This window comes from Belnapia arida (assembly GCF_016773205.1).
Classification (GTDB): Bacteria; Pseudomonadota; Alphaproteobacteria; order Acetobacterales; family Acetobacteraceae; genus Belnapia; species Belnapia arida.
On record NZ_JAETWB010000026.1, the window covers coordinates 44,956 to 65,335 of the forward strand.

21 protein-coding genes and 1 tRNA gene are annotated in these 20,380 nt (G+C 71.4%); 16 read left to right on the forward strand and 6 right to left on the reverse strand.

All coding sequences use genetic code 11. The features are described 5' to 3' along the window. Positions 1 to 12: 12 nt before the first annotated feature. Positions 13 to 210 carry a hypothetical protein gene (locus JMJ56_RS25830; RefSeq protein ID WP_202834637.1) on the forward strand — a complete coding sequence of 66 codons (198 nt, stop codon included), beginning with the start codon at positions 13 to 15 and terminating at the stop codon, positions 208 to 210. Here the strand turns inward: JMJ56_RS25830 and JMJ56_RS25835 are convergent. Genes JMJ56_RS25835 through JMJ56_RS25845 form a run of 3 tightly spaced genes read right to left on the reverse strand, consistent with a single transcriptional unit; the run spans position 207 to position 2,203 of the window. Beyond that, on the reverse strand, positions 207 to 851 hold the full coding sequence (locus JMJ56_RS25835) for a DUF1345 domain-containing protein (protein WP_202834638.1): 645 nt from the start codon (positions 849 to 851) through the stop codon (positions 207 to 209). The two genes, JMJ56_RS25830 and JMJ56_RS25835, sit on opposite strands and share 4 nt — an antisense overlap. Continuing rightward, positions 848 to 1,831 (reverse strand): threonine ammonia-lyase, encoded by a 984-nt coding sequence (locus tag JMJ56_RS25840; protein WP_202834639.1) that lies wholly within the window; start codon positions 1,829 to 1,831, stop codon positions 848 to 850. The genes JMJ56_RS25835 and JMJ56_RS25840 overlap by 4 nt, the downstream gene beginning before the upstream one ends. Positions 1,832 to 1,873: 42 nt before the next feature. Beyond that, positions 1,874 to 2,203, reverse strand: a complete 330-nt coding sequence (locus JMJ56_RS25845; protein WP_202834640.1) for a hypothetical protein — start codon at positions 2,201 to 2,203, stop codon at positions 1,874 to 1,876. 186 nt (positions 2,204 to 2,389) lie between these two features. Here JMJ56_RS25845 and JMJ56_RS25850 point away from each other — a divergent pair, with 186 nt between their 5' ends. The 7 genes from JMJ56_RS25850 to JMJ56_RS25880 all read left to right on the forward strand — a co-directional run bounded on the left by JMJ56_RS25850 (position 2,390) and on the right by JMJ56_RS25880 (position 9,624). Next, entirely contained in the window at positions 2,390 to 3,751 is a 1,362-nt protein-coding gene (locus JMJ56_RS25850; RefSeq protein WP_202834641.1) for an ABC transporter substrate-binding protein, read from the forward strand. 61 nt (positions 3,752 to 3,812) lie between these two features. Next, positions 3,813 to 4,754: a carbohydrate ABC transporter permease gene (locus JMJ56_RS25855; protein WP_202834642.1), complete on the forward strand. Its 942-nt coding sequence runs from the start codon at positions 3,813 to 3,815 to the stop codon at positions 4,752 to 4,754. After that, positions 4,754 to 5,650: a carbohydrate ABC transporter permease gene (locus JMJ56_RS25860; protein WP_202834643.1), complete on the forward strand. Its 897-nt coding sequence runs from the start codon at positions 4,754 to 4,756 to the stop codon at positions 5,648 to 5,650. The genes JMJ56_RS25855 and JMJ56_RS25860 overlap by 1 nt, the downstream gene beginning before the upstream one ends. 8 nt (positions 5,651 to 5,658) lie before the next feature. Beyond that, positions 5,659 to 6,762: an ABC transporter ATP-binding protein gene (locus JMJ56_RS25865; RefSeq protein WP_202834644.1), complete on the forward strand. Its 1,104-nt coding sequence runs from the start codon at positions 5,659 to 5,661 to the stop codon at positions 6,760 to 6,762. Between the two features lie 32 nt (positions 6,763 to 6,794). After that, positions 6,795 to 7,880 (forward strand): malate/lactate/ureidoglycolate dehydrogenase, encoded by a 1,086-nt coding sequence (locus tag JMJ56_RS25870; RefSeq protein ID WP_202834645.1) that lies wholly within the window; start codon positions 6,795 to 6,797, stop codon positions 7,878 to 7,880. Next, on the forward strand, positions 7,877 to 8,617 hold the full coding sequence (locus tag JMJ56_RS25875) for a hypothetical protein (protein ID WP_202834646.1): 741 nt from the start codon (positions 7,877 to 7,879) through the stop codon (positions 8,615 to 8,617). The genes JMJ56_RS25870 and JMJ56_RS25875 overlap by 4 nt, the downstream gene beginning before the upstream one ends. 32 nt (positions 8,618 to 8,649) lie before the next feature. After that, the gene (locus JMJ56_RS25880) at positions 8,650 to 9,624 is read left to right on the forward strand and encodes a Bug family tripartite tricarboxylate transporter substrate binding protein (protein ID WP_202834647.1); all 975 of its coding nucleotides are present in this window, start codon (positions 8,650 to 8,652) and stop codon (positions 9,622 to 9,624) included. On the opposite strand, the gene JMJ56_RS25885 is transcribed toward JMJ56_RS25880, so the two are convergent. Then, the gene (locus JMJ56_RS25885; protein ID WP_202834648.1) at positions 9,621 to 10,196 is read right to left on the reverse strand and encodes a TlpA family protein disulfide reductase; all 576 of its coding nucleotides are present in this window, start codon (positions 10,194 to 10,196) and stop codon (positions 9,621 to 9,623) included. The genes JMJ56_RS25880 and JMJ56_RS25885 overlap by 4 nt on opposite strands. A gap of 1 nt (position 10,197) precedes the next feature. Here JMJ56_RS25885 and argH point away from each other — a divergent pair, with 1 nt between their 5' ends. From argH to JMJ56_RS25910, 5 genes are all read left to right on the forward strand, one after another. Then, the gene (gene argH / locus JMJ56_RS25890; protein ID WP_407927952.1) at positions 10,198 to 11,580 is read left to right on the forward strand and encodes an argininosuccinate lyase; all 1,383 of its coding nucleotides are present in this window, start codon (positions 10,198 to 10,200) and stop codon (positions 11,578 to 11,580) included. Continuing rightward, complete coding sequence (locus JMJ56_RS25895; protein ID WP_202834649.1) at positions 11,577 to 11,768, forward strand: hypothetical protein; 192 nt, start codon at positions 11,577 to 11,579, stop codon at positions 11,766 to 11,768. The genes argH and JMJ56_RS25895 overlap by 4 nt, the downstream gene beginning before the upstream one ends. 356 nt (positions 11,769 to 12,124) lie before the next feature. Further along, complete coding sequence (locus JMJ56_RS25900; RefSeq protein ID WP_202834650.1) at positions 12,125 to 13,003, forward strand: MBL fold metallo-hydrolase; 879 nt, start codon at positions 12,125 to 12,127, stop codon at positions 13,001 to 13,003. A 39-nt stretch (positions 13,004 to 13,042) separates the two neighbouring features. Then, complete coding sequence (locus tag JMJ56_RS25905; RefSeq protein WP_202834651.1) at positions 13,043 to 13,456, forward strand: Rieske (2Fe-2S) protein; 414 nt, start codon at positions 13,043 to 13,045, stop codon at positions 13,454 to 13,456. 6 nt (positions 13,457 to 13,462) lie between these two features. After that, positions 13,463 to 13,771, forward strand: coding sequence for a non-heme iron oxygenase ferredoxin subunit (locus JMJ56_RS25910; protein ID WP_043361210.1), 309 nt, complete (start codon positions 13,463 to 13,465; stop codon positions 13,769 to 13,771). Here the strand turns inward: JMJ56_RS25910 and JMJ56_RS25915 are convergent. Then, positions 13,726 to 14,760, reverse strand: coding sequence for a LacI family DNA-binding transcriptional regulator (locus JMJ56_RS25915; protein ID WP_202834652.1), 1,035 nt, complete (start codon positions 14,758 to 14,760; stop codon positions 13,726 to 13,728). The genes JMJ56_RS25910 and JMJ56_RS25915 overlap by 46 nt on opposite strands. A 153-nt stretch (positions 14,761 to 14,913) precedes the next feature. Between JMJ56_RS25915 and ptsP the strand changes: the two genes are divergently transcribed. The 3 genes from ptsP to JMJ56_RS25930 are packed head-to-tail and all read left to right on the forward strand — an operon-like array spanning position 14,914 to position 20,106. After that, positions 14,914 to 17,448, forward strand: coding sequence for a phosphoenolpyruvate--protein phosphotransferase (gene ptsP / locus JMJ56_RS25920; RefSeq protein ID WP_202834653.1), 2,535 nt, complete (start codon positions 14,914 to 14,916; stop codon positions 17,446 to 17,448). Beyond that, complete coding sequence (locus tag JMJ56_RS25925) at positions 17,448 to 18,398, forward strand: 1-phosphofructokinase family hexose kinase (RefSeq protein ID WP_202834654.1); 951 nt, start codon at positions 17,448 to 17,450, stop codon at positions 18,396 to 18,398. Before ptsP ends, JMJ56_RS25925 begins: the two co-directional genes overlap by 1 nt. 16 nt (positions 18,399 to 18,414) lie before the next feature. Then, a complete protein-coding gene (locus JMJ56_RS25930) occupies positions 18,415 to 20,106 on the forward strand; it encodes a PTS fructose transporter subunit IIC (protein WP_202834655.1) in 1,692 nt (563 codons plus the stop codon). 9 nt (positions 20,107 to 20,115) lie between these two features. On the opposite strand, the gene JMJ56_RS25935 is transcribed toward JMJ56_RS25930, so the two are convergent. Continuing rightward, positions 20,116 to 20,192 (reverse strand) — tRNA-Met (locus JMJ56_RS25935). Between the last annotated feature and the right edge of the window lie 188 nt (positions 20,193 to 20,380).

Here is a 20,380-nt window from a genome sequence, read left to right on the forward strand (position 1 = left end):
GGAAAGCGTCCCATGTCCAACGACGATTACGACGACGGCCTGGTCCATTCCCATGGCCGGGCGGCCGAGCCGATGCCCTGGCGCGAGGAGGGCATCGCCGAGCCGGAGGCGACGCGCATACTGCCCCATGCGGATGACTGCTACGACGACGGCCTCGTTCACGAGCATGGCTGGGCCTGCTCCGAACGCGGCCGCGAAGCGCACATCTAGCCGACGAGGCTCGCCGCCAGGTTCACCGCCGCCGCCAGGATGACGGCGTTGAACAGGAAGGAGACCAGCGCGTGGATCAGCGTCAGCTGCCGGATCAGCCGGGCGCTGACCGCGACGTCGGATGTCTGGAAGGTCATGCCGATGGTGAAGGCGAAATAGAGGAAGTCGGTGAAGTTCGGCTCCGCCTCGCCCTCGGGCCCCTTCGGGAAGTCGAGGCCGCGCCCGCCCATCTGCCAGTACTCATGCGCATAGCGCACCGCGAAGAGGTGGTGCACGAAGCCCCAGGAAAGGGCGATGGTCAGCAGGGCCGGGCCGATCTCCTCCGGCCCCGGCTTTCCCTCGGCCGAAGCCAGGTACCAGAACACCGCGACGAGCGAGGCGATGGCCGAGGCCAGGCTGGCGCAGAGCACCGCCGTCTCCCCCTCGTCCAGCTCCTCGGCCCGGCGGCGGATCATCTCCGGCGTCGCCCGCTGCATCAGGGTGAAGGTCGGGATGCCATCGGCGAGGACCGCGACGCACCAGCCGGCCAGCACTGCGGTCGGCACCTGCAGGCCTAGCAGCCAGCCCAAGCCGCCGGCCAGCAGGCCGAGCCCGGCCGCGGCCCTGAGGATCGGCCGGTTGCGCAGCCAGGGCAGCTTCACGCCGCCGCCTGGAGCGCCCGGGCGAAGACCGCCGCATCGACATTGCCGCCGCTGAGCACGATGCCGCAGCAGCGGCCGCGCGCATCCAGCTTGCCGGCCAGCAGCGCCGCCAACGCCACCGCCCCGCCCGGCTCGACGACGATCTTCAGGTGGTCGAAGGCGAAGCGCATGGCGCGGAACACCTCGACCGGCGTCACCACCAGGCCGCCGGCGAGCAGCCGCCGGTTGACGGCGAAGGTCAGCACGCCGGGTCGCGGCGCCAGCAGCGCGTCGCAGAGCCCCTCGCCCTGCCCGTCATTCGCCAGCCGCTCCCCGGCGGCGAGGCTGCGGCGCGTGTCGTCCCAGCCCTCCGGCTCCACTGCCCAGACCTCGGCGCCGGGCGCCAGCACCTCCATCGCCAGGGCGCAGCCGGCCACCAGCCCGCCGCCGCCGGTGCAGACGGCAAGGGCATCGAGCACGAGGCCCGCTGCCCGCGCATCCTCCACCAGCTCCACCGCCAGCGTGCCCTGGCCGGCGATGACATGCGGGTGGTCGAAGGGAGGGATGAAGGTGGCGCCACGCTCTGCCACCAGCCGGGCAGCGAGCGCCTCGCGGTCCACGTCATGCCGGTCGAAGAGCTGGATCTCGGCACCCCAGCGCCGCGTCGCTTCGCGCTTGATGACGGCACCGTCCGCCGGCATCGCGATGACGGCAGGCATGCCGAGCAGCTGCGCCGCGCAGGCCGTCGCCTGGGCATGGTTGCCCGAGGAATAGGTGACGACGCCGCCGCACCGCGCCTCGGGCGGCAGCTGGAGGGCAGCGTTCAGCGCGCCACGGAGCTTGAAGCTGCCGGTCCGTTGCAACGGCTCCGGCTTCACCAGGATGGTGCCGCCGGTCAGCTCGTCGAGCAGCGGGTGGCACAGCATCGGGGTACGAAGGGCGAGGCCACGCAGCCGGCCGGCGGCAGCCTCGATATCGGCGAAGTTCGGGAGGTCCTGCATGCCGCCATGCTCGCCCCCGGGCGAGATGGCGGCAAGCCGGGGTCAGATATCCGGGCTTTGCGCGCCCGGCCGCTGGTCGCCCGGCGCCTGCTCGGCGATCTTCCCGCCATTGGTCTTGAGCGCCTGGGTCGCCTTTTCCACCTGATCGTCCTCGATGAGCAGCGAGACGAGGATACCCTCGCCCCCACCCTGGCCCCGATCGAAGCCGTGGTGCGATTCGCTGCGCCGGTCCTGCGTGCCGGCGGTGGCATTGTCCGCCCCGGCGGCCTGCACCTGGATTCGGTCACGCGGGTAGTCGAATTGCTGCACGAGGGTCTCAACGGCGCGCTCGGCCTCCGCGCGCGAATCGAACAGGCCAGTAATGGTACGCATCGGGACGGTCCTTATATCACAGATTGTCGTCCAAACGGCCGGCTGCGCCCCACGTTCCCGCCACATCCATTACCCCCCCGTTGTCAGCGGGGCAGGGCTGCGCCACAGTCATGCCCGGGGCCGGGACAGGTCCGCGACAGGGATGGTGCGAGATAACCCCTCGCCCGCAGGGGAAGGACGACAAGAATGACAGGCAAAGGAATGACCCGGCGCGGGGCACTGCGCTCGGGTGCCGGCGTGATCGCGGCGGGGGCTCTGGGCGCCCCGATGGTCCATGCCCAGGGCACGGGCGGCAGCCTCCGCGTCGCCTTCTGGGACCATTGGGTCCCGACCGGGAACGACGCCATGCGCGCCCTGGTCAAGGAATGGAGCGAGAAGAACCGGGTCGAGGTGACGCTAGACTTCATCAACACCACGGGCAACCAGCTCCAGCTCGCCGGCGCCGCCCAGGCGCAGTCGAAGAGCGGCCACGACATCATCTCGCTCGCCCCCTGGGATGTCGGCACCTACGCCTCCGTGTTGGAGCCGGTGGATGACGTCATCAACCGCCTCATCGCCAAGTACGGGCCGATCAACCCGGTGGCCGAGTACCTGGCGAAGCGCGAGGGCGCCTGGCGCGGCGTGCCGGCGACCTCGGGCACCCAGAACAAGCCGGCCTGCGTCCGCTTCGACCTGATGCAGGAGCATGCCGGCCTCGATGTCCGCGCCATGTGGCCTGCCAGCGGCCAGGCAGGCCCGGGCGCCGACCAGTGGACCTGGGATACCTTCCTCACCGCCGCCGAGAAATGCGCCAAGGCCGGCTACCCCTTCGGCCTGCCGCTCGGCGCCTTCTCCGACGCGGTGGACTGGGTGGGCGCGCTCTTTGCCAGCTACGGCGCCTCGATGATGGACGAGAAGGGCAAGCCGACCGTCCGCAACAACCCGAAGCTGCGCACCGCCATCGAATATGCCGTCAGGCTCTCGAAGGCCCTGCCGAACGACGTCTGGGCCTGGGACGACGCCTCCAACAACCGGGCGCTGATCTCCGGCCGGTCGGCGCTCGTCTTCAACCCGCCCTCCGCCTGGGCGGTGGCCAAGCGCGACCAGCCGCAGGTGGCCGAGAAGTGCTGGACCATCCCGATGCCGGCCGGGCCGGAGGGGCGCTTCCTCGCCTATCTCCCCTGGACCTCGGGCATCTGGAATTTCGGCCGCAACAAGCAGACGGCGAAGGCGCTGCTGGAATTCCTGGGCGAACGCTCCTCGGCCGAGGCGCTGACCAGCAAGACCAGCGGCTACGACATCCCGCCCTTCGAGACCATGAGCGACTTCAAGATCTGGGAGACGGAAGGACCGCCGGTCGGCACGGTCTACAATTACCCGCTGAAGCCGCACCACAAGGCGAAGCCCTCCATCGCCTTCGCCCCGGCGCCCGGCGAATTCGCCGCGCAGATGTACGTCCAGGCGCTGAACACCAAGGTCATCGCCCGCGTCGCCCAGGGTGGCGATACGGTCGACCAGGCGCTCGGCTGGCTCGAGCGTGAGTTGACGACGATCGTCCGCGGCGGCTGACGATCACGGGCGGGCGGCCGGTGCCGCCCGCCTGCTTTGCTGCTATCAGGGAGGACGGATCATGGCCGCGGACGGCACTCTTGTCGCCGGCGCACCGGCAGCGGCCGGGAGCGGGCGCGCCAACACCATGCAGCGCTTCGCCAGACGGCGATCCACCATAGCCTTCCTGATGGCGCTGCCGCTGATCGCCCTCATCGGCGGGCTGGTGGTCTATCCGGCCGGCTACGCCATGTGGCTCTCGACGCTCAACCGGCGGATGACGGCCAATATCGGTCTCGGCAATTTCGAGATCCTGCTGGATAGCGACACCTTCTGGATGGTGATCATGCAGTCCTGCATCTTCGCCGTCGGGGCGGTGATCGCAAAGGCGCTGATCGGCTTCTGGCTGGCGCACATGCTCCACCACATTCCGGCCAAGGGGCAGCGGAAGTGGCGCGGCATGCTGCTCATCCCCTGGGTCATCCCGCCGGCGCTGTCCACGCTCGGCTGGTGGTGGATGTTCGACCCGTCCTACTCCTCCATCAACTGGCTGCTGAACATCTTCGCCGTGCCGGCCGTGCCCTGGCTGGGCGAGCCCTGGTGGGCGCGCTTCTCGGTCATCCTGGTGAATGTCTGGTACGGCTCGCCCTTCTTCATGATCATGTACCTGGCAGCGCTGAAATCGGTGCCGGACCAGCTCTACGAGGCGGCCGCCATCGACGGCGCCACGGGCTGGCAGGGGCTGCGCTACGTGACGCTGCCGATGATGCAGAACATCATCTCGATCACCGTGCTGTTCAGCCTGATCGTCACCTTCGCCAACTACGACATCGTCCGGGTGCTGACCAATGGCGGGCCGCGCGACCTGACGCAGGTCTTCGCCTCCTACGCCTTCCAGGTCGGCATCCTCTCCGGCAACCTGCCGCGCGGCGCCGCCGTGAGCCTCTTCATGTTCCCGGTGCTCGCGGTCTTCGCCTACTTCATCCTCCGCGGCATCAACCGCCGCAACAAGGAGCAGATGTGATGTCCGCCAGCACCGCGAGCACCATCGTCTCCTACACGGGGAAGAAGCTCGGCAGCCTCCGGTCGGAGCGCCGCTGGGCGCTCTGGACGGCCTATGCCTCGCTGATCGTGGCGACGATCATCTTCCTCGCGCCCCCCTTCTACATGCTGGTCACCAGCCTGAAGAGCAGCTCGGAGATCTCGAACCTCTCGGGCAACCCCTGGATCGTCCGGGCGCCGACGCTCGAGAACTACATGGAGCTGATCGCCAACCCGCTGTTCCGCGGCTTCTTCGTCAACAGCGTGATCATCACCCTCTGCGTCGTCGCCATCTCCATGGTGATCTCGGTGCTGGCGGCCTTCTCGCTGGCGCGGATGAAGTTCTGGGGCAGCCAGGCGCTCGCCACGGGCGTCTTCCTCACCTACCTCGTGCCGGACACGCTGCTCTTCATCCCGCTCTACCAGATCGTCGGCAGCCTCGGCCTGCTGAACTCGATCTGGGGGCTGATCCTGATCTACCCGACGCTGACGGTGCCCTTCTGCACCTGGATCATGATCGGCTACTTCGCCTCCATCCCGAAGGAGCTGGACGAGGCGGCGCTGATCGACGGCGCCGGCTGGATGCAGATGCTGACCAAGATCTTCATCCCCGTCGCGCTGCCCGGCATCATCGCGGCGACGATCTTCGCCTTCACCGTCTCCTGGGCGGCCTTCGTCTACCCGACGGCCTTCGTGACCACGCCGGAGCACATGCCGCTGACGATCGGCGTCGTGTCGCAGCTCATCCGGGGCGACACCTTCGCCTGGGGCCAGATCATGGCGGGCGCGCTGATGGCAGCCCTGCCGCCGGTCGTCGTCTACGCCTTCCTCATGGACTACTACATCGCCGGCCTGACCGCCGGTGCGACGAAGGGATAAGCCGCGCCATGGCACAGGTGCATCTGCGCAAGGTCGTCAAGGAATACGAGGGCGGCGTCCAGGCGGTGAAGGGGATCGACCTCGATATCGCCGACCATGAGTTCGTGGTGCTGGTCGGCCCCTCCGGCTGCGGCAAGTCGACGACGCTGCGGATGATCGCGGGGCTCGAGGAGATCTCGGGCGGCGAGATCGATATCGGCGGCACGGTCGTCAACGACGTGCCGCCGCGCGACCGGGACATCGCCATGGTGTTCCAGAACTACGCGCTCTACCCGCACATGACCGTCTACGACAACATGGCCTTCGGCCTCACCTTGCGGAAATTCGACAAGGGCGAGATCAAGCGCCGGGTCGAGAATGCGGCCAAGATCCTCGACATCGGCATGCTGCTCGACCGCAAGCCGAAGGCGCTCTCCGGCGGCCAGCGCCAGCGCGTCGCCATGGGCCGCGCCATCGTGCGCGACCCGAAGGTGTTCCTGTTCGACGAGCCGCTGTCCAACCTCGACGCCAAGCTGCGCGTGCAGATGCGGACCGAAATCAAGAAGGTCCACCAGACCGTCCGCACCACCACCGTCTACGTCACCCACGACCAGGTCGAGGCGATGACGCTCGCCGACCGGGTGGTGGTGATGAACCACGGCAAGATCGAGCAGGTCGGCCCGCCGCAGGAGCTCTACCACCATCCGAAGACGCGCTTCGTCGCCGGCTTCATCGGCAGCCCGTCGATGAACTTCATCCCGGCCCGTTTGGAGGAGGTGGGCTCCGGCCTCGTCGTCCGCATGACGGACCGGGCGGTGCTGCCGGTGCCGGCTGCCCGCACCGCGCGCTATGCCCCTCATGTCGGGCGGGAACTGCTCTTCGGCATCCGTCCGGAGCACCTGACCGAGCCGCACCCGAACGAGCACCGGCCGAGCATCGCCCATTTCGAGGCTGCGCCCGAGGTGGTCGAGCCGATGGGAATGGAGACGCTGCTGCATTTCTGGGTCGAAGGGCATGAGATCTGCGCCCGCTTCGACCCGGCGGTCGAGGTCGCGCCAGGCAAGCTCGCCGCCATGGCGGTCGACATGGACCAGATGCACCTGATCGACCCGAAGACCGACCTGGTGCTGTAGCCTGGCCGCGGCGGAAGGATTAGGATCGGGCCATGGCAGACTACCAACCGGTGCTGATCGGCGCCCGACCCCTCGCTGACCTCGTCGGCAACATCTTCCGCGCCAATGGCTGCGATGCGACCGAGGCCGAGCGCATCGCCGAGCACCTGCTCGGCGCCAACCTCGCCGGGCATGACAGCCATGGCGTGGCCCGGGTGCCACGCTATGTCGAATGGCAGCAGGCCGGTTATGTCGTCGCCGGGCAGCAGGCCGAGGTCGTCACCGATGGCGGCGCCTTCGCCCTGCTCGACGGGCATTACGGCTTCGGCCAGACCGTTGCGCCGCAGGCGACGGCCATGGGCATCGAGCGGGCGCAGCAGCACGGTACCGCCATCATCGCGCTGCGCAACGCCGGCCATGTCGGCCGCATCGGCGCCTATGCGGAACAGGCGCTGGCGGCCGGGCTGATCTCCATTCATTTCGTCAACGTAGCCGGCAGCGTGCTCGTTGCCCCCTTCGGCGGGACGGAGCGGCGCTTCTCCACCGCGCCTTTCTCGGTCGGCGTGCCGACGGACCCGCCGGTGGTGCTCGATTTCGCCACCTCGCATGTCGCCGAGGGCAAGGTCCTCGTCGCCTCCAATGGCGGCAAGCCGCTGCCGCCCGATGCGCTGATTGAGCCGGACGGCACGCTCTCGGGCGACCCGCACACGCTCTATGGCGAGTATGAGCAGGTCGGGCCGCGCAACCCGGCCAACGGGCTCGGCGCCATCCGCGCCTTCGGCGAGCACAAGGGCTCCGGCCTTGCCTTCATGTGCGAGCTGCTGGCGGGCGCCTTCACCGGGGGCGGCTGCTCCGGCCCGATCGATGCGCGCGGGCGCATCGCCAACGGCATGCTCTCGATCTACATCTCGCCCCGGCACTTCGGCACCGAGGCGGCCTTCAAGCAGGCGGCGGAGGACTACGTCACCTGGGTGAAATCCTGCCAGCCGGCCAAGCCCGGTGGCGAGGTGCTGGCTCCCGGCGAGACCGAGGCGCGCCTCAAGGCGGAGCGCCTGGCCAATGGCGTGCCGTTGCAGCCCGACACCTGGGCCGGCATCGTCGGTTGCGCCCGCAAGCTCGGCGTGACCGTCCCGAATTGAGCGACGACGCGCTGACCGCCGCCGCGCGCTATGGCCGCTATGCGGCCATCCGCCGGCGCATCCTGACGGACGCCTCGAAGCGCATCCCGCTGGCGAGCCTGGCGCAGCAGGCGCGCGCCCTCTCGCTCTGGGATGGCAAGCAGGTGGTGCCGGCGGACCCGATGCAGCTTGCCGTGGTCTTCGACCTTGCCGTGCTGGAGCCGCTTGGCGACCATACGCGCGCCATCGAGCGCCAGGCCCGCGCCGAGGATGCCCCGCCTGGCAGCGAGGAGCACCGCATGCTGGAGGCGCTGATGGCGGCCTCTTTCGGCCTCTGGCGCATCCTCGGCCCGAACCCGGAGGGCGGCGTCCGCGCCGAGAGCTTCCCAGATGGCGAGCCCTTGGTGATCTGGGACCGCTTCCTCGACCGCGACCGGGCGCCGGGGGCGCTGGTCGGCGCCCGGATCGCCCGGCCGGACGAGGACCTGCCGATGACCTGCGGCGCCGTCGTCTCGCTCGACAGCCGGGCGGTGGAGCGGCTGTTGCTGGGCACGCCGCCGCAGCGCGGGCCGGTCATTCCCACCCTCCCCCTGCCCGAGGACGGACCGGCACTGGAGCGGCTGGTGACGGAGCCGGCGGCGCGGCTGCGGCTCGCGGCGCTGGCCGGCAGCCCGGGCTTCGCCGCCGCCGTCTATCGCACCGCGATCGATCTCGGGCTGATGGGGCGGGTTAACGGCCGGACGCCGCCGGGCGGCTGAGGCCAAGACCAAACCGGGAGGAACAACCAACGATGTGCCGCCTGCTGCTTGCCTTGCCGCTCCTGCTGGCGACCCTGCCGGCCTGGGCCTTCCCTGACCGGCCGATCACGCTCGCCACCGGCTATGCCCCCGGCGGCTCCACCGATATCGCTGCGCGGCTGCTGGCCGAGCGGCTCGCCGCCAATCTCGGGCCGGAGGCGCGGGTGGTGGTGGAGAACCGGCCCGGCGCCGCCGGCATCGTCGCCAGCGACTGGCTGCGGCGGCAGGCGCCGGACGGCCACACCATCATGCTGGTCGAAAGCTCCTCCCATGCCATCGCCCCAGCGGCGCTAGTGGGCGGCACGCGCTACGACCCGGTGGCGGATTTCTCGCATCTCGGCGTCATCGGCACCGCGCCGCTGCTGATGATCGTGAACAAGGACTTCCCGGCCGCCACGGCCTCCGAGGTGCTGGCCCGGCTGCGCGCCGCCCCGCCGGAGAGTATCACCTATGCCACCTCCGGCGTCGGCACGATCGTGCACCTGGCACCCGAGATGCTGGCGCTCGACCTCAAGACGCGCTTCGTCCACATCCCCTACCGCAGCGGAGGGCAGATGCTGACGGCGATCTTCCAGGGCGAAGGGCAGTTCGGCATCGCCGTGCTGGCCTCCGCCGCGCAGCAGGTACGGGACGGAATGGTGCGGGGCATCGCGGTGACGGGGAACCGGCGCTTCCCCTCCTTCCCCGACCTGCCGACGCTCGCCGAGGCCGGCGTCCCCGGCTACGACATCGCCACCTGGAACATCATCCTCGGCCCGCCCGGCATGCCGCCCGCGGTGCAGGCGGCGCTGAACCGGGCACTCGTCGCCTCGATCGCCGAGCCGGCGCTGCGGCAGCGGCTGCTGACGGCGGGCGTCGATGCCTGGACGGCGCCGAACGGCCCGGCCGAGGCGCGCGACTTCCTCGTGCGGGAGGTAGCCAAGTTCCGCACGGTGGTCGAGCGGACGGGCGTGAAGCTGGAGCCTTAGGTCCGCTCCTGGTCCGGCGCGCTCCGCGGCGGGCCGACAAGGCGGCGGATCGCGGCCAGCATCTCGGGCGAATCCCAAGGCTGGTCGCCTTCCGCCCGCGCCCGCTCGCGGCCTTCGCGGTCGATCACCAGCGTCGTCGGCAGGCCGCGGGCGCCGAGGGCCCGGCTCGCCGCGCCGCGTGGGTCGAGCCAGAGGCCGAGCTGGCGGATGCCCTTATCGCGGTAGAAGGGCTCGACCATCGCGCGGCCGCCGCGGTCGGAGGAGAGGGCGAGGATTACGATGCTTTCCGCCGCCAGCGCCGCCTGGGCACGGTCGAGCGCCGGCATCTCGGCGACGCAGGGCGGGCACCAGGTGGCCCAGAGGTTGATCAGCAACCCCTTGCCGGCGAAGTCGGCGACGGTGTGCGGCTTGCCCTCGGCATCGGTGAAGCTGAACTCCGGCAGCGGCTTCGGCGCAGATTCGGTAAGCTTCGCGGCCAGGGCTTTGCGCCCGAGGGCGGCGCCCGCTAGGGTCCCGGCCGCCGCCAGGGCGATCGTCCGGCGGGTCGCACGCAGTCCGGAAAGCGCAGCCATCGTGTCCAGTAACTCCCAATGGGGCGGCCGCTTCGCCGCCGGTCCCTCCGCCATCATGCAGGCGATCAACGCCTCGATCGGCTTCGACCGCAAGATGTGGCGCCAGGACATCCGGGGCAGCCTCGCCCATGCTGCCATGCTGGCGCATGTGGGGATCATCACGACCGAGGACGAGAGGGCGATCCGCGAGGGGCTGGAGGCGATCGCGGCGCGGATCGAGGCCGGGGAATTCCCCTGGGACGAGGCGCTCGAGGACATTCATATGAACATCGAGGCGCGGCTGACCGAGGCCATCGGCGAGGCCGGCAAGCGCCTGCATACCGGCCGCAGCCGGAACGACCAGGTGGCGCTCGATGTCCGGCTCTGGGTGCGGGATGCGATCGACGGGCTCGCCGGGCAGGTCGAGGATGTGATGCGGGCGCTGGTCGAGCAGGCGGAGGCGCAGGCGGCGACGGTGATGCCGGGCTTCACCCATCTGCAGCCGGCGCAGCCGACGACCTTCGGCCACCACATGCTCGCCTATGTCGAGATGCTGTCGCGCGACCGCGGGCGGCTGCTCGATTGCCGGAAGCGCCTCAACGAGAGCCCGCTCGGGGCGGCGGCGCTGTGCGGCACCGGCTTCCCCATCGACCGGCGGATGACGGCGGAGGCGCTCGGCTTCGATGGGCCGATGCGCAACAGCCTCGATGCCGTCGCCAGCCGCGACTTCGCCGCCGAGTTCCTTTTCGCCTGCGCGATGTGCGCGACGCATCTCAGCCGCTTCGCGGAGGAGGTGGTGATCTGGACGAGCCCCTATTTCGGCTTCGTCAAGCTCTCCGACGCCTTCACCACCGGCTCCTCCATCATGCCGCAGAAGCGCAACCCGGATGCCGCCGAGCTGGTGCGCGGCAAGACGGGGCGGGTGATGGGCGCGCTCATCGGCATGCTGACGGTGCTGAAGGGCCTGCCGATGACCTATGGCAAGGACATGCAGGAGGACAAGGAGGGCATCTTCGACGCGGCGGAGACGATGACGCTCTGCCTCGCAGCGACCGCCGGGATGGTGCGCGACATGAAGCCGGATGGGGCGCGGCTGCGCGAGGCGGCGGGCGCGGGCTTCTCCACCGCCACCGACCTCGCCGACTGGCTGGTGCGGGAGCTGCGGATGCCGTTCCGCGATGCGCATCACGTCACCGGGCGGCTCGTCGCCAGGGCGGAGGCGAAGGGCAGCGACCTTGCCGGGCTGACGCTGGCCGAGATGCAGGCCGTCGAGCCGCGCATCACGGAGGCGATCTACGGCGTGCTGACGGTCGAGGCCTCGGTCGCCTCGCGGGCCTGCTTCGGCGGGACGGCGCCGGAGAATGTCCGCCACATGGCGGCCGAGTGGCGGGAGCGGCTGGCGTGATCCGGCTGTTCCTCGCCCTGCTGGCCCTGGTGCCGCTTGTCGGCTGCGGACGGGCCGGGCCACCGCGGGCGCCCGGGCCCAAGGAGGAGGTCATCTATCCGCGCGCCTATCCGAGGCCGGACCCGCCGCCGGTGCCGCCGGGCGCGGCATCGCCTGAGGGTGCGGCGCGGGTGCCGAGGGCGCGCTAGGCTTCCGGTCATCCCGGATGGCAAGGCCGTCCGGGGCGGGAAGGCTTGAAGAATTGAAGTGGGCGGTCGCCAAGCCATTGATCTAGCTTGGGTCGGCTGCGGATTTTTAGGATTTCAGGAATTTAGCGGGGTGCGCGGGTTCGACCGGCGAAACCCCAATTCATCGGAACTGCACGGCGGGACGATGGCCGGGCCAGGCTTGGCCATGGGGGCGACGGGAGCAGGATGGTGCCGCCGGCGCGGCGAGGCCTGGGCGAAAATTCCTATATCGTAACTCTCGGCCCATGGCAAGCCGGAGCGTGGGGCGGGCAACCCATGCGCCCTCCCTGCCGTTCCCCTGCGCAGGAGGACACGGCATGCGCATCCACCACCTCGATTGCGGCCCGGCCCGGCCGCTCGGCGGCGCCCTCATGGACGGCGTCAGCCCAGGCGCCGTCGGCCGGCTGAGCTGCCATTGCCTGGCGATCGAGACCGACCGGGACGGGCTGGTGCTGGTCGATACCGGCCTCGGCCTGCGCGACGTGATGCGGCCCTGGCAGCGGCTGCCGGCGGTGAATGCGGCCCTGCTGCGCTTCCGCCTCGACCCGGACCGCACCATGCTGCGGCATCTCCGCCGGCTCGGCCATTCGCCGCACGATGTGCGGCACATCGTCATGACGCATCTCGACTTCGACCATGCGGGCGGGCTGATCGACTTCCCGCATGCCGCGGTGCATGTGATGGCGCCGGAGGCGAAGGCGGCGCGGGCGCGGCGGACCCTGCTCGACCGGGTGCGCTACCGGCCGGGGCAGTGGGGCGATACGGCGCGCTGGCGGACCTATTCCGACCGCACCTCCGGCCGCTGGTTCGGCTTCGACGCGGTGACGGAGCTGGAGGGGCTGCCGCCCGAGATCCTGATGGTGCCGCTGCCGGGCCATAGCGCGGGGCATGCCGGCGTCGCCATCGAGGGGCCGCGCGGCTGGATGCTGCATGCGGGCGACACCTATTTCAACCGCGCCGAGGTGCATTCCCCGCTGCCCGGCTGCCCGGCGGGCAGCGCCGCCTATGAGCGGGTGATGGCCTGGGATGCGCGCCTCGCCTGGGCCAACCAGGGCCGGCTGCGGCGGCTGCTCGAGGAGCCGGATGCCTCGCTCGCGGTCTTCTGCACGCATGATCCGGTGGAGTTCGTCGCCATGTCGGTGTGGCAGGGCAATGCGCCGGCCGCCGAGGCGGAGCGGGTGGCGAGCGCGGCCTGAGCGGGCTAGCCTTCCCGATAGCGAAGGGGGAGGACGGGCATGGCGCGCCATGTCGTCGCCGCGGTGGGCGAGATCCCGCCGGGCGGGCGCAAGCTGGTGGAAGTGCGCGGGCGGCGCATCGCGCTCTTCCATGTGGCGGGGGAGTATTTCGCCCTCACCGACCGCTGCCCTCATGAGGGGGGCAGCCTCTGCGCCGGGCGGCTCAGCGGGCTCGTCCGTTCCTCGGAGCCGGGGCGCTACGAGTATTCGCGGCCGCAGGAGATGCTCGCCTGCTCCTGGCATGGCTGGGAGTTCGACATCCGCACCGGCCAAAGCTATTGCGACCCGGACAGCATCCGCGCCCGCACCTATGCCGTCAGCGTTGAGCCGGGCGAGGCGCTGGCGAAAGGTCCCTTCGTCGCCGAGACCTTCCCTGTCTCGGTCGATGGACAATATATCCTGGTGGAGGTCTGACCGCTCATGGCCGAATGGCACCGCGTCGCCGAGGAAGGCGACCTGGCCGAGAACATGCCGCTGCCGGTGCGCATCGGTGATACCTGCATCGCCGTGGTGCGGCTGGAGGATGGCATCTTCGCGGTCAACGACATCTGCACGCATGAATATGCGCTGCTGTCCGATGGCTATTGCGAGGACGGCAAGCTGGAATGCCCGCTGCACCAGGCCTGCTTCGACATCCGCACCGGGGCGGCGCTGAACGAGCCGGCGGAGGTGCCGGTCGCCACCTACAAGGTAAAGCTCGAGGGCGGCGGGGTCTTCGTCGAGCTTTGAGGCCGCGGCGGGGCTGATGCCGTGGAGCCGCGCAGGATGGCGCGGCCGCTGAGCATCACCTTGCGGACTGGGGCCGATGGGGTGCGGAGGCGCTCGAGGAGCAGCGCCATCGCCTGGCGGCCGATGGCCTCGAGCGGCTGCTCGATCACGGTGATGCCGGGCTCCACCAGCCCGGTCCAGGGCTCGTTGTCGAATCCGGCGAGCGCCAGGTCAGCGGGGATGCGCAGGCCGGCGCCGCGGGCCGCGCGCAGCAGGCCCATCAGCAGGAGCGAATTGCTGGTGATCATCGCCTCGGGCCGCCCCTGCTGGCAGAGCGCGGCGAAGCCGGCCTCCGCCGCCTCCACCTGCGGCAGGACGAAGCGCAGCGCCGGCGCCAGCCCGTGCCGCGCCATGGCGGCGCGGTAGCCCTCGGCCCGCTCCACCCCGGTCCCGCTGGTCTGGCCGAACAGCCCGGCGATGCGGCGATAGCCCTGCGCCACCAGATAGTCGACCAGCGCCGCGCTCGCCCCCGCATTGTCCAGCAGGACGGAATCGAAGAGGCCCGGCGGCCCCGGGCGGTCGATCAGCACCACCGGCATCGCGGGCGGCGCCTCCGCCAAGCCCTCGGCGGTGGCGCGGGTCGGGGCCAGGATCAGGCCGGCCACACGCTCCTCCTGCATCAGGGCGAGGTAGGCGGCCTCGCGCGCCGGGTCCTCGTCGGTGTTGCAGAGCAGGACGCGAAGGCCGGCCTCATAGGCGGCAGCCTCCACGGCGCGGGCAACGCCGGTGAAGAAGGGGTTGCCGATATCGGCGAGGACCAGCCCGATCGTCCCGCTCTCCTGCGAGCGGAGGCGGCGGGCGGCGAGGTTGGGGCGGTAGCCTGTGGCGCGCACCGCCTCCAGCACCTGGGCGCGGAGCGCCTCGCTCACCGGCCCCTTGCCCAGGGCGCGGGACACCGTGGCGGGCGAGACGCCGGCGGCGCGGGCGACATCCTTGATGCTGGTGGTCATGCGCTGCAATCGGTTTCAACAAAGCTGCTGTAGCTTGCCCTTCACACACCGGCGCCGCAACCTGGAACCCCGTAACAGCAGCCGATTTTCTTTGACAAGCCGACTGAGAACGATTTCATTCATGCCCAACGACGCAAGGCAGGAACGTCCCCCATGGCCACAGCCGCGCCTCCCATGCCGATCAGCCGTGACCTGGTCCGCCTCGACGCCCGGCCGTTGAGCAAGGCCGCTGCCATCGCCGAGGCCGCCCAGCTTCTCGCCGGCGCCGGTTGCGTCGAGCCCGGCTATGCCGAAAGCATGGCGCGGCGCGAGGGGACGGCGAACACCTTTCTCGGCCATGGCGTTGCCATCCCGCATGGCATGGGGGCGGACCGCGGCCTGGTGCGGCGGAACGGCCTGGCCATCCTGCAGGTGCGGGAGGGCGTCGAGTGGAATCCCGGCCAGGTGGCGCACCTCGTCATCGGCATCGCCGCCGCCTCGGACGAGCACATCGCCATCCTCCGGCGCCTGACGCGGCTGCTGAACGAGCCGGCGCGGCTCCAGGCCCTGTTCACCACGGATGACGCGGAGGCGATCATCGCCGCCCTCTCCGCCGAGCCGGGCGCCGCCGCGCCGGGAAGGCCCGCCGCCGACCTCGCCGAGCGCTGGGACTGGGTGTTGGACTACCCGGCCGGCCTGCATGCCCGCCCGGCGACGCGCTGGGTCGAGGCGGCCCGTGGCGCGGGCGGCCGCGTGCAGGTGAGGCATGGCGAGCAGGCGGCCGATGCCACGGCGCTGGTCGGGCTGCTGCAACTGGGGCTGAAGGCCGGGGACAGCGTCACCGTCTCGGCCGGGACGCCGGCGGCGCTTGCGCGGATGCGGGCGGCCATCACCGGGCTGAGCGCGCAGGAGAAGGCCGATGCGGCGCAGGCGGCCCGGCGCGCCGCGGCGCCGGCGCGCGGCTGGGAACCGGCCGGGGCCCTCGTCTCGGTGACCGGCATCGGCGCCAGCCCGGGGCTCGCCATCGGCCGCATCCATGTCCTCGCCAACGCCGAGGCTGCCGTCCCGGATGTGCCGCTGCCGCTGGCCGAGGGCGGGGCGCGGCTGGAGGAGGCGATCCGCGTCACCCGCGCCCGGCTCAGGGCGCTGGAGGACGACACGGCCCGCCGCCTTGGCCCCGGCGAGGCCGCCATCTTCCGAGCCCATGCCGGGCTGTTGGAGGACCCGGACCTCATCACCACCACCTGCCAGCTGATGGTGGAAGGCCATGGCCTCGCCTGGTCCTGGCACCAGGCGGTGGAACGTGTGGCGGCCGGCCTCGCCGCCCTCGGCAACCCGGTGCTGGCCGGGCGGGCGGCCGACCTGCGCGATGTCGGGCGGCGCGTGCTCGGGCAGATCGACCCCTCGCTCGCCGGCGGCTCGCTGCACGACCTGCCGGGGGGGCCGGTGATCCTGGTCGCCGAGGACCTCGCCCCCTCCGACACGGCGGGTCTCGACCCAAGCCGGGTGATCGGGCTGGCGACGGCGACGGGCGGGCCGACCTCGCATACTGCGATCCTCGCCCGCACCCTCGGCCTGCCGGCGCTGGTCGCGGGCGGGCCTGGCCTGCTGGAGCTCAAGCCGGGGACGGAGGCGGTGCTGGACGGCGCCACCGGCCGGCTGCACCTCTCGCCCGGCGAGGCCGACCTCGCCTCCGCCCGCGCCTTCCTCGCCGCCCAGCACGAGCAGCGGGCGCGCGAGGCGGCGCAGCGGGCGGAGCCGGCGGCGACGCGGGACGGCCACCGCATCGAGGTCGCGGCCAATATCAACCTGCCGGACCAGGCCGCCTTCGCCATCGCCCAGGGGGCCGAGGGGGTGGGGCTGATGCGCACCGAATTCCTTTTCCTCGAGCGCGGCGACACACCGGGGGAGGAGGATCAGTACGCCACCTACCGTGCCATGCTGGAGGCGCTGGGGGGCCGGCGCCTCATCGTCCGTGCCCTCGATATCGGCGGCGACAAGCAGGTGCCGCATCTGCGGCTGCCGGTGGAGGCGAACCCCTTCCTCGGCGTGCGCGGGGCGCGGCTGCTGCTGCGCCGGCCGGATCTGATGGAGCCGCAGCTCCGCGCCCTCTACCGCGCCGCGGCGGCGGGCGGGCCGCTCTCCATCATGTTCCCGATGGTGACCTCGGTGCCGGAGGTGGTGGCGCTGCGGGAGGCCTGCGAGCGCATCCGGGCGGAACTCGAGGCGCCCGAGGTGCCGGTCGGCATCATGGTGGAGGTGCCGGCGGCCGCGGTGCAGGCCGATGCGCTGGCACGGCATGTCGACTTCTTCTCGATCGGGACCAATGACCTCACCCAGTACGTGCTGGCCATCGACCGGCAGAACCCGGAACTGGCGGCGGAGGCGGACAGCCTCCACCCGGCGGTGCTGCGGCTGATCGCGCAGACGGTGGAGGCTGCGACACGGCATGGGCGCTGGGTCGGCGTCTGCGGCGGGCTGGCGGGCGAGGCTTTCGGCGCGGCGCTGCTCACGGGGCTTGGCGTCGCGGAACTCTCGATGACGCCGCGCGACATCCCAGGGGTGAAGGCGGTGCTGCGCGGCGCCACCCTGCCGGCGCTGCGGGCGCTGGCCGCGCGCGCCATCGCCTGCGGCACGACAGCGGAGGTGCGGGAATTGGAAGCGGAACTCGATGCGATGACGCGGCCGGCGCCGCAGGCGGCTGCCTGATGGCCGTACCCTTCGTCACCCTCGCCCTCAACCCGGCGATCGACCAGACGGTGGAGCTGGAGGCGCTGCGGCCGGGCGCGGTCAACCTGGCGCGCGGCGCCACGCGGCATCCGGCTGGCAAGGGCGTCAACGTCGCGGCCTGCCTCGCCGATTGGGGCGTGCCCGTCACCGCGACGGGGCTGCTGGGGGAGGCGAATGACGCCCCTTACCGGGCGCTCTTCGCCGAGCGGGGCATCAAGGATTGCTGCGTCCGCATCCCGGGCGAGACGCGGACCAACGTGAAGCTGCTCGACCGAGCGACCGGCGCGACGACCGACATCAACCTGCCAGGCACGGAACCCGAGCCGGCGGCGCTGGAGGAGGCGCTGGCCGCGCTGCACGTGGCGGTCGGCAAGGGGACGGTCGCGGTGCTGGCCGGCAGCCTGCCGCCGGGGCTGGTGCCCGAGACCTATGCCGATCTCGTCGGCCTGCTGACGGAGCAGGGGGCGCGGGTGGTGGTCGATGCCAGCGGGCCGGCGCTCGCCGCCGCGCTGGAGGCGCCGGTGCTGCCGCATGCGGTGAAGCCGAACCGGCAGGAGCTGGAAGGCTGGGCCGGGCGCAGGCTGGCGGACCGGGCGGCGCTGCTGGAGACGGGGCGCGAGCTGGTGGCGCGCGGGGTGCGGCTGGCGGTGGTCTCGCTCGGGGCCGAGGGGGCGCTCTTCGTCACGGCGAATGAGGCACTGGTGGTGCGGGCCCCGGCCTTGCAGGTGGCTGCCAGCAGCGTAGGCGCGGGGGATGCGATGGTGGCGGGCATCGCCACCGGGCTTGCCGATGGGCTGGGGCTGGCGGCGCTGGCCTGCCGGGCGACCGGCTTCGCCGCAGCGAAATTGCAGATGCCGGGCGCGCAATTGCCCGGAAGGGCGGCGGTGGAAGCAATCACCGCCACGCTCGCCGCCGAGCCGGTGGCGTAGGGACGGAGAAAAAGCCATGTCCGGGACGATCGCGGTGGTGGAGGCGGGGGACAGCCCCGTCCAGGCCATGCTGGCCGCCGAGGCGCTGCGCCAGGCGGCGCGCAAGGGCGGCCGGAACCTCATCGTCGAGGTGCGGACGGAGCGTGGCATTGTCTCCCCCCTCCCCGCCTCCCCCGAGGCCGATGGGCTGCTGCTGGTGGGCGATGCGGCGCCGCCCGAAGGGCTGGCCGGCCTGCAGCCCATCCGCGCCGGCATCGCCGAGGTGCTGGCCGACCCGGCCGCGGTGCTGGCGCGGCTCGGGGGCGGCACGGCGCCGGCCGGGGCGGAGGGCGGAAGGATCGTCGCCATCACCTCCTGCCCGACCGGCATCGCCCATACCTTCATGGCGGCCGAGGGGCTGGAAGGGGCGGCCAAGGCGCTCGGCCATGCGATCCGCGTCGAGACCCAGGGCTCGGTGGGTGCGCAGAACGCGCTGACGCCGGCGGAGATCGCGGAGGCGGACCTGGTGCTGATCGCGGCCGACACGCAGGTGGACCTCTCCCGCTTCGGTGGCAAGCGGGTCTTCCTCAGCGGGACCAAGGCGGCGATCAATGACGGGCCGGCGCTGGTCCGCCGCGCCTTCGCCGAGGCCGAGGTTCGGGGCGAGGCCAGTGCGCAGCAGGCGCCGGCGGCGGGCAAGGCGTCGCTCAGCGGGCCCTACAAGCACCTGATGACGGGCGTCTCCTTCATGCTGCCCTTCACCGTGGCGGGCGGGCTGCTGATCGCCCTGGCCTTCGCCCTGGGCGGCATCTATGCCTTCGACGAAGCGCACCGGGATACGCTGGCCGGCGCGCTGTTCCAGATCGGCGGCAAGGCGGCGCTCGCCCTGATGGTGCCGGCGCTCGGGGGCTACATCGCCTATTCCATCGCCGATCGCCCGGGCATCGCGCCGGGGATGATCGGCGGGATGATCGCAGGCCAGCTCAATGCCGGCTTCCTCGGCGGGATCGTGGCGGGGTTCGTCGCCGGCTATTCGGTCGCCTGGCTGAACCGGGCACTTCGCCTGCCGCGGACGCTGGAGGGACTGAAGCCAGTGCTGATCCTGCCGGTGCTCGGCGCGCTGGTCACGGGTCTGGCGCTGATCTATGTCGCCGGCGGGCCGGTGGCGGCGGCGCTCGCCTGGCTGACCGAGTTCCTGCGGGGGATGCAGGGGAGCCAGGCGGTGGTGCTCGGCCTCGTCATCGGCGGGATGATGGCCTTCGACATGGGCGGGCCGGTGAACAAAGCGGCCTATGCCTTCTCGACCGGGTTGCTGGCGAGCCAGGTCTACAGCCCGATGGCGGCCGCCATGGTCGCCGGGATGGTGCCTCCGCTCGGCCTGGCGCTGGCCGCCTTCCTGTTCCGCAGCCGCTTCACCCCGGAGGAGCGGGAGGCGGCGCCGGCGGCGGGGGTGCTGGGGCTCGCCTTCATCTCGGAGGGGGCGATCCCCTTCGCGGCGAAGGACCCGCTGCGGGTGATCCCGGCGCTCGTCGCGGGCGCGGCGGTGGCGGGGGCCATCTCCATGGCGGTCGGAGCGGAGCTGCGGGTGCCGCATGGCGGCGTCTTCGTGCTGCCGATCCCGAATGCGGTGTCGCATCTCGGCGGCTATGTGGTGGCGCTGCTGGCCGGGACGGCGGTGACGGCGCTTGCTCTGCGGCTGATCAAGCGGCCGGCCATAGTGGCTGCCTAGCGCGAGGGGTGGTACCTGAGGCCGGACTTGAACCGGCGACCCCGGCATTATGAGTGCCGTGCTCTAACCAGCTGAGCTACCCAGGCGCGGCGGGGGATATGACGAGTTTCGGGCCGGGATGCAAGCCCGATGGCGCCCGGATCAAGAGGAGTCTATAGCCCCGTCATGCTGGACCGACCGGCCGTTGCCGAAACCACCTATCTTTTCGACTCTCGTGTTCCGCGTCGCCGTGCGGCGGCTTTGGGGGACATTGCCACGGGGGTGCGGCGGTGGC

Coding starts and splice junctions, on each gene's coding strand:
- JMJ56_RS25900 (WP_202834650.1), top strand. CDS start 12,125: ATGCGCATCCACCACCTCGATTGCGGCCCGGCCCGGCCGCTCGGCGGC.
- JMJ56_RS25830 (WP_202834637.1), top strand. CDS start 13: ATGTCCAACGACGATTACGACGACGGCCTGGTCCATTCCCATGGCCGG.
- JMJ56_RS25885 (WP_202834648.1), bottom strand. CDS start 10,196: ATGGCTGCGCTTTCCGGACTGCGTGCGACCCGCCGGACGATCGCCCTG.
- JMJ56_RS25865 (WP_202834644.1), top strand. CDS start 5,659: ATGGCACAGGTGCATCTGCGCAAGGTCGTCAAGGAATACGAGGGCGGC.
- JMJ56_RS25870 (WP_202834645.1), top strand. CDS start 6,795: ATGGCAGACTACCAACCGGTGCTGATCGGCGCCCGACCCCTCGCTGAC.
- JMJ56_RS25845 (WP_202834640.1), bottom strand. CDS start 2,203: ATGCGTACCATTACTGGCCTGTTCGATTCGCGCGCGGAGGCCGAGCGC.
- ptsP (WP_202834653.1), top strand. CDS start 14,914: ATGGCCACAGCCGCGCCTCCCATGCCGATCAGCCGTGACCTGGTCCGC.
- JMJ56_RS25850 (WP_202834641.1), top strand. CDS start 2,390: ATGACAGGCAAAGGAATGACCCGGCGCGGGGCACTGCGCTCGGGTGCC.
- JMJ56_RS25880 (WP_202834647.1), top strand. CDS start 8,650: ATGTGCCGCCTGCTGCTTGCCTTGCCGCTCCTGCTGGCGACCCTGCCG.
- JMJ56_RS25860 (WP_202834643.1), top strand. CDS start 4,754: ATGTCCGCCAGCACCGCGAGCACCATCGTCTCCTACACGGGGAAGAAG.
- JMJ56_RS25905 (WP_202834651.1), top strand. CDS start 13,043: ATGGCGCGCCATGTCGTCGCCGCGGTGGGCGAGATCCCGCCGGGCGGG.
- JMJ56_RS25840 (WP_202834639.1), bottom strand. CDS start 1,831: ATGCAGGACCTCCCGAACTTCGCCGATATCGAGGCTGCCGCCGGCCGG.
- JMJ56_RS25910 (WP_043361210.1), top strand. CDS start 13,463: ATGGCCGAATGGCACCGCGTCGCCGAGGAAGGCGACCTGGCCGAGAAC.
- JMJ56_RS25915 (WP_202834652.1), bottom strand. CDS start 14,760: ATGACCACCAGCATCAAGGATGTCGCCCGCGCCGCCGGCGTCTCGCCC.
- JMJ56_RS25855 (WP_202834642.1), top strand. CDS start 3,813: ATGGCCGCGGACGGCACTCTTGTCGCCGGCGCACCGGCAGCGGCCGGG.
- JMJ56_RS25930 (WP_202834655.1), top strand. CDS start 18,415: ATGTCCGGGACGATCGCGGTGGTGGAGGCGGGGGACAGCCCCGTCCAG.
- JMJ56_RS25925 (WP_202834654.1), top strand. CDS start 17,448: ATGGCCGTACCCTTCGTCACCCTCGCCCTCAACCCGGCGATCGACCAG.